General features: G+C 42.8%; 8 protein-coding genes, 1 tRNA gene and 1 pseudogene. All 10 read left to right on the top strand.

Annotated elements, in window-relative coordinates; translation table 11 throughout:
* A pseudogene (gene tuf, locus B1202_RS06965) lies at nt 1-255 on the top strand (elongation factor Tu); the annotation flags it as partial.
* A gap of 55 nt (nt 256-310) precedes the next feature.
* A tRNA-Trp gene (locus tag B1202_RS06960) sits at nt 311-386 on the top strand.
* A gap of 76 nt (nt 387-462) precedes the next feature.
* Entirely contained in the window at nt 463-903 is a 441-nt protein-coding gene (gene secE, locus B1202_RS06955) for a preprotein translocase subunit SecE (RefSeq protein WP_078189832.1), read from the top strand.
* 7 nt (nt 904-910) lie between these two features.
* The gene (gene nusG, locus B1202_RS06950; RefSeq protein ID WP_078189831.1) at nt 911-1,444 is read left to right on the top strand and encodes a transcription termination/antitermination protein NusG; all 534 of its coding nucleotides are present in this window, start codon (nt 911-913) and stop codon (nt 1,442-1,444) included.
* Between the two features lie 115 nt (nt 1,445-1,559).
* A complete protein-coding gene (gene rplK, locus B1202_RS06945) occupies nt 1,560-1,988 on the top strand; it encodes a 50S ribosomal protein L11 (RefSeq protein WP_004868049.1) in 429 nt (142 codons plus the stop codon).
* Nucleotides 1,989-1,991: 3 nt separating this feature from the next.
* The gene (gene rplA / locus B1202_RS06940) at nt 1,992-2,687 is read left to right on the top strand and encodes a 50S ribosomal protein L1 (protein ID WP_078189830.1); all 696 of its coding nucleotides are present in this window, start codon (nt 1,992-1,994) and stop codon (nt 2,685-2,687) included.
* Nucleotides 2,688-2,988: 301 nt separating this feature from the next.
* Complete coding sequence (gene rplJ, locus B1202_RS06935; RefSeq protein WP_078189829.1) at nt 2,989-3,495, top strand: 50S ribosomal protein L10; 507 nt, start codon at nt 2,989-2,991, stop codon at nt 3,493-3,495.
* A 48-nt stretch (nt 3,496-3,543) separates the two neighbouring features.
* Nucleotides 3,544-3,915, top strand: coding sequence for a 50S ribosomal protein L7/L12 (gene rplL, locus B1202_RS06930; RefSeq protein ID WP_078189828.1), 372 nt, complete (start codon nt 3,544-3,546; stop codon nt 3,913-3,915).
* A gap of 304 nt (nt 3,916-4,219) precedes the next feature.
* The gene (rpoB, locus tag B1202_RS06925) at nt 4,220-8,308 is read left to right on the top strand and encodes a DNA-directed RNA polymerase subunit beta (RefSeq protein WP_078189827.1); all 4,089 of its coding nucleotides are present in this window, start codon (nt 4,220-4,222) and stop codon (nt 8,306-8,308) included.
* Between the two features lie 140 nt (nt 8,309-8,448).
* Complete coding sequence (gene rpoC / locus B1202_RS06920) at nt 8,449-12,648, top strand: DNA-directed RNA polymerase subunit beta' (protein ID WP_078189826.1); 4,200 nt, start codon at nt 8,449-8,451, stop codon at nt 12,646-12,648.
* Nucleotides 12,649-12,779: the final 131 nt, after the last annotated feature.

The raw sequence follows: 12,779 nt of genomic DNA, 5'->3' as shown, positions 1-12,779 counted from the left end.
GTACTTTCTAAAGACGAAGGTGGTCGTCACACTCCATTCCTTAACGGTTACCGTCCACAGTTCTACTTCCGTACAACTGACGTAACTGGTGCGATCGCGCTTAAAGAAGGCGTAGAAATGGTTATGCCTGGTGACAATGTAGAAATGTCAGTAGAATTAATCCACCCAATCGCAATGGACGCTGGCTTACGCTTCGCGATCCGTGAAGGTGGCCGTACAGTTGGTGCGGGTGTTGTTTCTAAAGTAACTGCATAATATAATACAGTTATCTTTGTACAGATCGAGAGTTTCGACTCTCGATTTGCTCTGCAGGTCAGTAGTTCAATTGGTAGAGCGTCGGTCTCCAAAACCGAATGTTGGGGGTTCGAGTCCCTCCTGGCCTGCCAAATTTTTTTAAAAAGAAGCTTGATGCTGGCTCAACTGGTCATATAATAAGTCGCGAATCCTACGACGAGTACAAAAATGTCGAATGATAAATCGCGTGACGCATTAAGCGACGCGCCAATTCCTCAAAGAAATAATCCTGCTGAAGTTGTTAATTCTGGTTCCCCTTTAGACTATGTTCTGTGGGTTATCGCGTTGATTTTACTCGGTAGTTCTATGATGGTGAATCAACATTTGCCAGCATACTGGGCACCAGCGAATGATGTCTGGGTCCGTGTTGGGGTAATTTTGGCTTGTATCATCGTGGCTTTAGGTTTATTATACGCCACCCATCAAGGCAAAGGCTTTGTTCGATTGTTGAAAGATGCTCGAATTGAGTTACGTCGAGTGACTTGGCCAACCAAGCAAGAGACCATGACCACATCTTGGCAGGTACTTGCGGTAGTCTTAGTGGCATCTATTTTATTATGGTGCTTTGACTATGCTTTGAGCTGGTTAATGAAGTTTATTATCGGGTAAGAGAGCTATGAAACGTTGGTACATTATTCATGCCTATTCAGGCTATGAAAAACAAGTGTTACGCTCACTTAATGATCGAATCCAGCGTAGCGCTGTAGCCGATAGCTTTGGTGAAGTCCTTGTCCCTACTGAAGAAGTAGTGGAAATGAAGGATGGTAAGAAACGTAAATCAGAGCGTAAATTCTTTCCAGGCTATGTGTTAGTCGAAATGGAAATGAATGATGAAACTTGGCACATTGTTAAAGAATGTCCAAAAGTATTAGGTTTCATCGGTGGTACTGCAGAAAAACCTGCACCAATTACGCAAAAAGAAGCTGATGCGATTCTTGCACGTGTACGCAATACTGGCGAAGCACCTCGTCCTAAGACGATGTTTGAACCAGGTGAAGAATTACTCGTAATTGACGGTCCATTCACCGACTTTAAAGGCGTGGTGGAAGAGGTTCTATACGATAAGTCACGTTTAACGTTGACGATTAATGTATTTAATCGACCAACTCAGGTTGAACTGGAATTTCGCCAAGTCGAAAAATCAGTTTAATTTAACTTGGTTGATAAACGCCCGATTTGTTATGAATCGGGCATTGTTGTTGTAACGGTATCGTTACTTAAATGTATGGGGAGCCTAACGGCGTTAGTACCCAGAGGTAATTGAAATGGCTAAGAAGATTGACGGCTATATCAAGCTGCAAGTTCCAGCTGGTAAAGCAAATCCATCTCCACCGATTGGTCCTGCACTAGGTCAACGTGGTGTTAACATCATGGCATTCTGTAAAGAATTCAATGCTGCGACACAAAAAGTTGAAGCTGGTCTTCCAATTCCAGTAGTGATCACTGTGTACAACGACAAGTCGTTCACATTCATCATGAAAACTCCTCCTGCTGCGATTCTTCTTAAGAAAGCTGCGGGCATCCAAAAGGGTTCAGCTGTACCTAACAAAACTAAAGTTGGTAAGTTGACTCGCGCTCAATTAGAAGAAATTGCGACTACTAAAGAACCAGATCTTACTGGTGCTGATTTAGACGCACGTGTACGTACCATTGCTGGTTCTGCGCGTTCTATGGGCTTGGAAGTGGAGCTATAAGACATGGCTAAATTAACTAAACGTCAAAAAGCCATTGTTGCTGCTGTTGAAGCTAACAAAGTTTACACTTTGGAAGAAGCAGTTGCAGTTCTTAACGGCCTTCCAGCAGTAAAATTCAAAGAATCTTTGGATGTTGCTGTAAACCTAGGTGTTGATCCTCGTAAATCTGACCAAGTTGTTCGTGGCGCGACTACACTTCCTGCAGGTACTGGTAAAACTGTACGTGTAGCTGTGTTTGCTCAAGGCGCTGCTGCTGAAGCTGCTAAAGCTGAAGGCGCGGACGTTGTTGGTTTTGATGATCTTGCTGAAAGCATCCAAGCGGGTAACCTTGACTTTGACGTAGTAATTGCAGCTCCGGATGCAATGCGCGTTGTTGGTAAGTTAGGTACGATTCTTGGTCCACGTGGCTTAATGCCAAACCCTAAAGTGGGTACTGTAACTCCTGACGTAGCTTCTGCTGTTAAAAACGCGAAAGCTGGTCAAGCACGTTACCGTGTAGACAAAGCGGGTATTATCCACGCTGCGATCGGTCAAGTAGGTTTCACTGCTGAAGCTGTTCGTTCAAACGTTGAAGCTCTTGTAGCTGACCTTAAGAAAGCAAAACCTGCTACTTCTAAAGGTGTTTACATCCAAAAGATCACTTTAAGCTCAACTATGGGTCCTGGTCTTGTTGTTGATGTGGCAAACGTTTCTAAATAAGTTTCGACTTATTACAGAATTTTAAAGCCCTGAGTAATATTTAAAGCGCTGCTTTAAATATTACGCAAGAAACGCTCCGTCGTATATTGCGTGATTCAGGCAAACTTTGAATTGATAAATTTAGATTTATCAGCGTCAAAGACCTCAGGCGAGGGGAGTTTTATGCTTTCTTCTTAATAGCCCAGCCTGAGTAGACGCGGTGGTGTGATTTGTTCCTCCTCCGCGTGTTGGTTCAGTGATGAGCTAACGAATTGGGAGTGCATCTGTATAGGTGCATAAATCACCGTTAGGAGGTTTTACAATGGCTCTTCTTATCGAAGGCAAAAAACAGATCGTAGCTGAAGTAACTGAAGTTGCTTCTACTGCGTATGCTGCTGTTGTTGCTGACTATCAAGGTTTAACTGTTGAGCAATTAACTGCTCTACGTGTTGAAGCTCGTAAACTAGGTGTTGCTACTCGCGTAGTTCGTAACACTTTGGCTAAACGTGCTCTTCAAGATACTCAATTCAATATCTTGAGCGACAACCTTGTTGGCCCAACAATCTTAGCTTTCTCAACTTCTGAAGACGACATGGGCGCAGCTGCTCGTTTGTTCGAAGAATTTGCTAAAACTAATAAAGCATTTGAACTTAAAGCTGCTGCATTTGACGGTAAAGTTTATCAAGGTGCTGAAGTTAGCGTTATCGCTAACCTTCCAAACCAAGAGAAAGCGCTTACTATGCTTGCAAGCGTTCTTCAAGCTCCTATTTCGAAATTGGGTCGCCTTATTACTGCGCTCAAAGAGAAAAACGAGTCAGAAGCTGCTTAAGCTTAAATCAATTTACACACCATTCAATACCCATTTGGAGTTACTCTCATGGCTTTAACAAACGAAGAAATCTTAAACGCAGTTGCTGAAAAAACTGTTCTTGAACTTGTTGAACTTATTTCTGCTTTCGAAGAAAAATTCAACGTATCTGCTGCTGCTGTAGCAGTTGCTGCTGCTCCTGGCGCTGCTGGTGCTGCTGCTGAAGAACAATCAGAATTCAACGTTGAGTTGACTTCTTTCGGTGCTAACAAAGTTGCTGTAATTAAAGCAGTTCGTGAAGCTACTGGCCTTGGTCTTAAAGAAGCTAAAGATCTTGTTGAAAGCGCTCCTTCAGTTCTTAAAGAAGGCGTTTCTAAAGAAGAAGGCGAAGAACTTAAGAAAAAACTTGAAGAAGCTGGTGCTACAGTTACACTTAAGTAATCTTAAGGGGAGTCGATTTTTTTATAATCGGCTCCAAAAAATGGCTGGTGGCCCTTGGGTCATCAGCCTTTTTGCGTTACAATAATCGGCTCGATTTTTGTTTGCATGATATAAAAATCATACAAATTAAAAATAATTTATAAAACCAAACGCTTACCAATATTTTTCAGTAAAAAAATATTGTTAAGCGTTTTAATACCACTAAAAATTGCAGCATTTGTGAAAGTGGTGGCCATATCGGCCTGCGTAATTCCTTCTAAGTTCGTTCTGCAGGCGGACTTAGTTTACTTTCCGAGGACTCCAGATGGCATACTCATATACCGAAAAGAAACGGATCCGTAAGAATTTTGGTAAATTGCCCAAGGTAATGGATGTTCCGTACTTGCTCGCGATTCAAGTCGACTCGTACCGAACTTTCCTTCAAGACGGCAAAACTCCAAAAAACCGCGAAGATATCGGTCTCCAAGCCGCATTTCGTTCAGTTTTTCCTATTGAAAGTTATTCTGGCAATGCTGCTTTAGAATTTGTTGAGTATAGTCTTGGTAAGCCTGAATTTGATGTGCGCGAATGTATTCTTCGTGGCTCAACTTATGCGGCGCCAATGCGTGTAAAAATTCGTCTGATCATTAAAGATCGCGAAACTAAAACAATCAAAGATGTGCGTGAGCAAGAAGTCTACATGGGTGAAATGCCACTTATGACAGACAACGGTACCTTTGTGATCAATGGTACTGAGCGTGTAATCGTATCTCAATTACACCGTTCACCAGGTGTATTCTTTGACCACGATAAAGGCAAAACTCACTCTAGCGGTAAAGTTCTTTATTCTGCTCGTATCATTCCTTACCGTGGTTCATGGTTAGACTTTGAATTCGATGCAAAAGATCTTGTATATGTTCGTATTGACCGTCGTCGTAAATTACTTGCGACTGTTGTGCTTCGTGCCTTGGGTTATAACAACGAACAAATCCTAGACATGTTCTACGAAAAAGTACCTGTATATCTTGATATGGGTAGCTATCAAATTGACTTGGTTCCAGAACGTCTACGTGGCGAAATGGCACAGTTTGATATCGTGGGTACAGACGGTAAAACAATTGTTGAACAAGGTAAACGTATTAACGCGCGCCATGTTCGTCAAATGGAAGCAGCAGGTCTTGAAAAACTTTCTGTTCCTGATGAATACCTATATGAACGTATCGTTGCTGAAGATGTAACGTTACGTGATGGCGAAGTTGTTGCGGCAAATACCGTACTTAGCCATGAAATTATGGTGAAATTGGCTGAAGGCGGCGTTAAACAATTCAACGTACTTTATACCAATGACATCGACCGTGGTCCATTCATTGCGGACTCTTTACGTGCAGATACTACAACTGGTCGTGAAGAAGCACTTGTAGAAATCTACAAAGTGATGCGTCCGGGTGAGCCACCAACAAAAGAAGCTGCTGAAAACTTATTCAACAACTTATTCTTCTCTTCTGAACGTTATGACTTATCACCAGTAGGTCGTATGAAGTTCAACCGTCGTTTGGGTCGTCCTTACGAAGTGGGTACGGATCAGAAGTCTCGTGAAGTTGAAGGTATTCTTTCGAACGAAGACATCACTGATGTATTGAAAACATTAGTTGAAATCCGTAACGGTAAAGGTGAAGTCGACGATATCGATCACTTGGGTAACCGTCGTGTTCGCTCTGTTGGTGAAATGACAGAAAACCAATTCCGTGTTGGTCTAGTTCGTGTTGAACGTGCTGTTAAAGAACGTTTATCTCAAGCTGAAACTGATAACTTGTCTCCGCAAGATTTAATCAATGCGAAACCAGTTGCTGCTGCAATCAAAGAATTCTTTGGTTCAAGCCAGTTGTCTCAGTTCATGGACCAAAACAACCCGTTGTCTGAAATTACACACAAACGTCGTGTATCAGCATTGGGCCCAGGTGGTTTGACTCGTGAGCGTGCGGGCTTCGAAGTACGTGACGTACATCAAACTCACTACGGTCGTGTATGTCCAATTGAGACTCCTGAAGGTCCAAACATTGGTTTGATCAACTCACTTTCTGTTTATGCGAAATGTAATAACTTCGGTTTCTTGGAAACTCCATACCGTAAAGTTGTTGATGGTCGTGTAACGGATGACGTTGAATACCTTTCTGCGATTGAAGAAGTAGGTACTGTGATTGCACAGGCCGATTCTGGTATCGATAAAGACGGTAACTTAACTGAAGAATTCGTATCTGTACGTCACCAAGGTGAATTCGTACGTATTCCACCAGAAAAAGTAACGCATATGGATGTATCTGCTCAGCAGGTTGTATCTGTAGCAGCATCACTTATTCCGTTCCTTGAACACGATGATGCCAACCGTGCATTGATGGGTTCAAACATGCAGCGTCAGGCTGTTCCTACTTTACGTGCTGACAAACCGCTTGTTGGTACAGGTATGGAAGCAAACGTAGCGCATGACTCGGGTGTGTGTGTACTTGCGAAACGTGGTGGTCGTATTGAGTTTGTTGATGCTTCTCGTGTCGTTATTCGTGTAAACGAAGAAGAGATGGTGGCAGGCGAAGCAGGTGTAGATATCTACAACCTGATCAAATACACTCGTTCGAACCAAAATACATGTATCAACCAAAACGTTGTTGTACGTTTAGGTGACAAAGTTGCACGTGGTGACGTTCTTGCTGATGGTCCATCAACAGATGGCGGTGAATTGGCATTGGGTCAAAACATGCGTGTAGCGTTCATGACTTGGAACGGTTACAACTACGAAGACTCGATCTTACTTTCAGAGCGTGTACTTCAAGAAGATCGTTTAACGTCTATCCACATCCAAGAGCTTTCATGTGTTGCACGTGATACCAAATTGGGTGCTGAAGAAATCACAGCGGATATCCCGAACGTGGGTGAAGCTGCACTTTCTAAATTGGATGAATCAGGTATCGTTTATATCGGTGCTGAAGTAACTGCTGGTGACATTCTTGTAGGTAAAGTAACGCCTAAAGGTGAAACGCAGTTAACTCCGGAAGAAAAATTGCTTCGTGCAATCTTCGGTGAAAAAGCGGCAGACGTAAAAGACTCTTCATTACGCGTATCTTCATCTGTGAAAGGTACTGTAATTGACGTTCAAGTATTTACACGTGACGGTCTTGAAAAAGACGAACGTGCTCAAGCAATTGAGAAAGCACAACTTGATGCTTACCGTAAAGACTTGAAAGAAGAATACAAAATCTTTGAAGAAGCTGCTCGTGAACGTATTGTTCGTCTATTGAAAGGTCAAGAATCTAACGGTGGCGGTACAACTAAACGCGGTGACAAATTAACTGAAGAGTTATTGTCTGGTCTTGAGTTGGTTGATCTTATTGAAATCCAACCAGTCGACGAAGCGATTGCTGAACGTTTAACTCAAATTCAAGTGTTCTTGAAAGAGAAGAGCCTTGAAATTGATGAGAAATTTGCAGAGAAAAAACGCAAATTGTCTACGGGTGATGAACTAACAACTGGTGTATTGAAAGTTGTTAAAGTTTACTTGGCTGTAAAACGTCGCATCCAACCGGGTGATAAAATGGCGGGTCGTCACGGTAACAAAGGTGTTGTATCAAACATCTTGCCTGTAGAAGACATGCCACACGATGCAAACGGTGTTCCAGTTGATGTTGTACTTAACCCACTGGGTGTACCATCACGTATGAACGTGGGTCAGATTCTTGAAACTCACTTAGGTATGGCAGCTAAAGGTCTTGGCGATCAAATCGACAAGATGATGAAAGAGCAACGTACTGTACTTGAGCTTCGTGATTTCTTAGACAAGATTTACAACAAAGTTGGTGGCGAACAAGAAGATCTTGATAGCTTGACTGATGAAGAAATCTTGGTGCTTTCAGGTAACTTGCGTAAAGGTGTTCCTTTAGCAACACCAGTATTTGATGGTGCTGAAGAATCACAAATTAAAGAATTGTTAGAACTTGGTGGCATTTCACGTACTGGTCAAACAGTATTGTATGATGGTCGTACAGGTGAATGTTTTGACCGTCCAGTAACTGTAGGTTACATGTACATGTTGAAACTGAACCACTTGGTTGACGACAAGATGCATGCGCGTTCTACTGGTTCTTACTCTCTAGTAACTCAACAGCCGCTTGGTGGTAAAGCACAATTCGGTGGTCAGCGTTTCGGTGAGATGGAAGTATGGGCACTCGAAGCTTACGGTGCAGCATACACACTTCAAGAAATGCTTACTGTGAAGTCGGATGACGTTGAAGGTCGTACCCGTATCTATAAGAACATTGTAGATGGTAACCATTACATGGACCCAGGTATGCCTGAATCGTTCAACGTATTGACCAAAGAGATCCGTTCTTTAGGTATCAACATTGAACTGAAAAATGGTGACTAATTAGTTCCATTGAATCTCCCTTGCGAAGCAGTGCTTCTCACCTCTTTAATCAAGAGGGGCAAGGGGGATTTCTCAGTTAAAAAACAATATTTGTGACCCAGTTGTGAAGTGAAAATCTCCACAACACACGGAGAAAAAAATTGAAAGACTTGCTCGATATCATGCGCAAAAAGACGGATTCAGACGGTCATGCTCCTGTAGAGTTTGATCGCATCCGTATTGGTCTTGCGTCACCAGAAATGATTAAGTCGTGGTCTCATGGTGAAGTTAAAAAGCCTGAAACCATTAACTACCGTACGTTCAAACCTGAACGTGATGGTTTATTCTGTGCCAAAATCTTTGGTCCGGTAAAAGATTACGAATGCTTGTGTGGTAAATACAAGCGTATGAAATACAAAGGCGTCATTTGTGAAAAATGTGGCGTTGAAGTAACAACTGCAAAAGTACGTCGTGAGCGTATGGGTCATATTGACCTTGCTTCTCCAGTTGCACATATTTGGTTCTTGAAATCACTTCCTAGCCGTATTGGTCTGCTTTTAGACATGACTTTACGTGATATCGAACGTGTATTGTATTTCGAATCATACGTTGTAACTGACCCAGGTATGACTCCACTTGAGAAATACCAACTTCTAAACGATGAAGAATACTTCACTGCTTTAGAAGAACACGGTGATGAATTCACTGCGAAAATGGGTGCAGAAGCAGTTCAAGATTTGTTGAAAGACATCGATCTTGAAGCTGAAATTTCACGTCTTCGTGAAGAAATTCCAAATACAACTTCAGAAACGAAGCTTAAAAAAGCCTCTAAACGTCTGAAATTGATGGAAGCGTTCAAAGAGTCGAACAACAAACCAGAATGGATGGTGATGAATGTACTTCCAGTACTTCCACCTGATCTTCGTCCGTTGGTTCCTCTAGAAGGTGGTCGTTTTGCGACTTCTGACTTGAACGATCTTTACCGTCGTGTAATCAACCGTAACAACCGTTTAAAACGTCTTCTAGACCTTGCTGCACCAGACATTATCGTACGTAACGAAAAACGTATGTTACAAGAGTCTGTAGATGCATTGCTTGATAACGGTCGTCGTGGTCGCGCAATTACCGGTTCGAACAAACGTCCTCTTAAATCTTTGGCAGACATGATCAAAGGTAAACAAGGTCGTTTCCGTCAAAACTTATTGGGTAAACGTGTCGATTACTCTGGTCGTTCGGTAATTACTGTAGGTCCGACTTTACGTCTGCACCAATGTGGTCTTCCGAAAAAAATGGCGCTTGAATTATTCAAACCATTCATTTTCGCGAAACTACAAGCATCTGGCCAAGCGACAACCATTAAAGCTGCGAAGAAAATGGTTGAGCGTGAAACTCCAGAAGTTTGGGACGTACTTGCTCACGTAATTCGTCAACATCCAGTGATGTTGAACCGTGCACCTACACTTCACCGTTTGGGTCTTCAAGCATTTGAACCGACCCTGATTGAAGGTAAAGCAATCCGTCTTCACCCGTTAGTTTGTGCGGCATTTAACGCCGACTTCGACGGTGACCAAATGGCGGTACACGTACCATTAACACTTGAAGCTCAGTTAGAAGCTCGTGCGTTAATGATGTCAACAAACAACATTCTTTCTCCTGCGAACGGTGAGCCAATCATCGTACCGTCTCAGGACGTTGTCTTAGGCTTGTACTACATCACTCGTGATGCGATCAATGCCAAAGGTGAAGGCATGGTGTTTGCGGATACTGACGAAGTAAACCGTGCACTTGCAACAGGTCAAGTTGATTTACACGCTCGCGTAAAAGCACGTGTACACCAAACAGTCATTGACGAAAATGGTAACCGTGAACAACAAACCATTGTTGTAGACACAACTCCAGGTCGTTGTTTACTTTGGGAAGTTGTACCTGAAGGTATGGATTTCCAACAAATCAACGTTGAGATGACGAAAAAGAACATCTCTAAATTGATCAACTCTTGCTACCGTAAATTAGGTCTTAAAGATACTGTTATCTTCGCTGACCAATTGATGTACTTGGGCTTCCGTCAAGCGACTCACTCAGGTGTGTCTGTTGGTATGGAAGACATGTTGATTCCGCCACAAAAACAAGCAATTATCGAAAAAGCTGAAGTTGAAGTTCGCGAAATTGAACAACAATTCGAGCAAGGTTTCGTAACTGCCGGCGAACGTTATAACAAAGTTGTCGATATTTGGGCACGTACAAACGACCAAGTAGCGAAAGCGATGATGGACAACTTGTCTTTCACAACTGTAAAAAACAAACAGGGTGAAGACGAGAAACAAAAATCATTCAACTCGATCTACATGATGTCTGACTCAGGTGCCCGTGGTTCGGCAGCTCAGATTCGTCAGTTAGCGGGTATGCGTGGTTTGATGGCGAAACCAGATGGTTCGATCATTGAAACGCCAATTAAAGCGAACTTCCGTGAAGGTTTGACCGTACTTCAGTACTTCATTTCAACACACGGTGCACGTAAAGGTTTGGCCGATACTGCATTGAAAACTGCGAACTCAGGTTACTTGACTCGTCGTTTGGTTGACGTTGCACAAGACTTGGTAATTACTGAGCCAGATTGTGGTACTTTCGACGGTCTTGTAATGACTCCGTTCATTCAAGGTGGCGATGTCATCGAGAACTTAGGTACTCGAGTATTGGGTCGTGTACTTGCTGAAGATGCGAAGAAACCAGGTTCGGATGATGTGATTCTTCCACGTAATACATTAATCGACGAAAAACTTGCAAACTACTTAGAAGAGCAAGGTGTCGATGAAGTGAAAGTACGTTCAGTTGTAAACTGTGAATCTACTTTCGGTGTATGTGCGAAATGTTACGGTCGTGACCTTGCTCGCGGTCACTTGGTGAATCCAGGTGAATCTGTGGGTGTAATGGCTGCTCAATCAATTGGTGAGCCAGGTACACAGTTAACAATGCGTACGTTCCACGTGGGTGGTGCTGCGAGCCGAACTTCTGCTGCTAACAGCGTACAAGTTCGTAACAAAGGTACAGTACGTTTCCACAATGTGAAAACAGTACAACACGCTAAAGGTCACTTGGTATCAACTTCACGTTCAGGTGAAATCGGTATTGCGGATGATATCGGTCGTGAGCGCGAACGTTATAAGATTCCTTACGGTGCGTCTATCTTGTTGAAAGATGGCGAAGCTGTAGAAGCTGGCGGTATCGTAGCGACTTGGGATCCACATACACATCCATTGGTTACCGAAGTTGCAGGTAAAGTACGTTTCAGCCAAATCGCTGATGGCGTAACTGTGACATCGAAAACTGATGATGCAACAGGTATGACTACAATCGAAATCTTACCAGTGACTTCACGTCCTGCGTCAGGTAAAGATATGCGTCCAGCGGTTGTATTAGATACAACTGATGGTGGCGAACAGTTCTACTTCTTGCCACAAAATACGATTCTGACTGTTCGTGATGGCGAAACAATTGGTGTCGGTGACGTTATCGGTCGTGTACCACAAGAATCTTCACGTACTCGTGATATTACCGGTGGTCTTCCACGCGTAGCTGACTTGTTCGAAGCACGTAAACCGAAAGAACACGCGATCCTTGCTGAAATTTCAGGTATCGTAAGCTTCGGTAAAGAGACCAAAGGTAAGAACCGTCTTGTGATTACTCCGGATGATGGCTCTGAGATTTACGAAGAGCTAATTCCGAAATGGCGTACCATTAACGTGTTCGAAGGCGAACATGTAAACCGTGGTGAAACCATTTCTGATGGTCCGCAAAATCCACACGACATCTTACGTTTGAAAGGCGAAGTTGCGCTTACAAACTACATCGTGAACGAAGTTCAAGACGTATACCGTCTACAAGGTGTAAAAATCAACGACAAGCATATTGAAGTTATCGTACGTCAAATGCTTCGTAAAGTTGAAATCACTGACGGTGGTGATACAAGCTTCATCAAAGGCGAACAAGTGGAATACATCCGCGTTGTTCAAGAAAACCAAGCTGTGGCAGCTCAGAACAAGTTCCCAGCGAAGTATGAACGTCAATTGATGGGTATCACGAAGGCATCGCTTTCTACTGATTCGTTCATCTCTGCTGCATCGTTCCAGGAAACAACACGTGTGTTAACTGAAGCTGCTGTAACAGGTAAAGAAGATGAATTACGTGGTCTGAAAGAAAACGTAGTTGTAGGTCGTCTGATCCCAGCGGGTACAGGTTTGGCATACCACTTAGAACGTCGTCGTCAAGAGTCTGAAGCTGCAGAGCTTGAGCTTCACAATGACTTCTCTGATGTAGATCAAGCGTTAAGCCAAGCATTTAGCGATGAATTTAATGGTCTTTAATTAGCCCTTAAATCATTCCAAAAAAGCCACCTTCGGGTGGCTTTTTTTATGCGGACGAATTGAAAATTAAAGCTTTCCTAATATTGAATTATTTCCTATAGTAAAAATAGAACATAACAAATCTCTTGATT

Source organism: Acinetobacter amyesii, from assembly GCF_002018365.1.
GTDB lineage: Bacteria > Pseudomonadota > Gammaproteobacteria > Pseudomonadales > Moraxellaceae > Acinetobacter > Acinetobacter amyesii.
The sequence above is the reverse complement of the archived record's forward strand: the minus strand, read 5'-3'. Positions and strand labels throughout refer to the sequence as shown.